1 protein-coding gene is annotated in these 1,053 nt (G+C 44.6%); it reads right to left on the bottom strand.

What is annotated here, in order from left to right; all coding sequences use genetic code 11:
- A partial coding sequence (locus GQR46_RS20845; RefSeq protein ID WP_165742285.1) for an IS4 family transposase occupies window positions 1-959 on the bottom strand: 959 nt, incomplete at its 3' end.
- Window positions 960-1,053 lie beyond the last annotated feature (94 nt).

Genomic DNA, 1,053 nt, shown 5'->3' with positions numbered 1-1,053 from the left:
CTATTTTCAATTTCCCAGCGTTCGAAATAGACATCAAGAATGGCCTGTGCATCAAAAGCCTGTTTATCATCCAAAGAGCACAGCAGACCTTTTATTTTTCCAGGCCCCATTGGCTCAGGATAAAGAACCAGTCTGGCCTGCCAGCACTCAGGAAGCGAAGGGTCTTGTTTTCTGGCATGCGCAGATACACTCATCTCTACTTTGAAGTCATGCTCAGAGTAAGATTCAATGACGGTGTATTGCGTGTTGCTTTTAATCGGGACCATCCAGTGCGACTGTGGGTGTTGCTTACGCCAATTAATCAGTAGCTCAGCGCTGAGATAACATCGGTCAAAAATAGTTAGACTGTTATCACTTACATGACTAAATAACTGCTTTGCGTAGTTCACCTCACCTTGATAACTGGGCCCGAAGGCAACGTGGTGTATCAACCGGCTACGCAAGGAGCTTAAGGCGCATAGGCGTACAATAGGATATTCTGTATGACGGTTTTTACTGTGCTTAATATAGTGAAAGTGCTCAGCTAGAGCCGGTGTATCAGGTGCACGAAATTGCGTTCCATCGACAGAAAATAACCGGAGTCCATACCACGTATCATCAGCATCTTCCTCTTGTGTCCAATGGGCTGCACATAGGTGAAATAAGGCTTGGAGGGGGTCGCTACTGAGGCGCTGTCTCGCTTGAGGAATAGCACTTGGAGCAACCGTATCGCCCAGGGTATCAGTGAGTGTTAAATCTAACTTCTCAACAACGTCACTAATAGAGCGGTCGCGAAAAAGACCCATTGCAATGATAAGCCAGACGACAAGCTCAGCAGGTAACTTACGTTTGCGAATACTTGCTTTATCGGTCTGCTCGAGCACATTAGAAATCCACTCAAGAGGGATATGTTTCTGAAATGTAGATAAAGAGTCAGGAGTGGCGAATATATCCGTATCAAGTAACCAATGACTAAGCATAAAAATACCCTCATAATCAAAAGATGATAAGGGTATTGTGAAGCAACCAAAAGATCGGTCAACCGATCAAAAATACCTTAACTGATCGGTGTTA

The sequence above is a fragment of the Pseudoalteromonas sp. Z1A6 genome, assembly GCF_011378745.1.
Lineage (GTDB): Bacteria > Pseudomonadota > Gammaproteobacteria > Enterobacterales > Alteromonadaceae > Pseudoalteromonas > Pseudoalteromonas arctica.
Note: the sequence above shows the minus strand (reverse complement) of the source record. Positions and strands in the feature narration are given on the sequence as shown.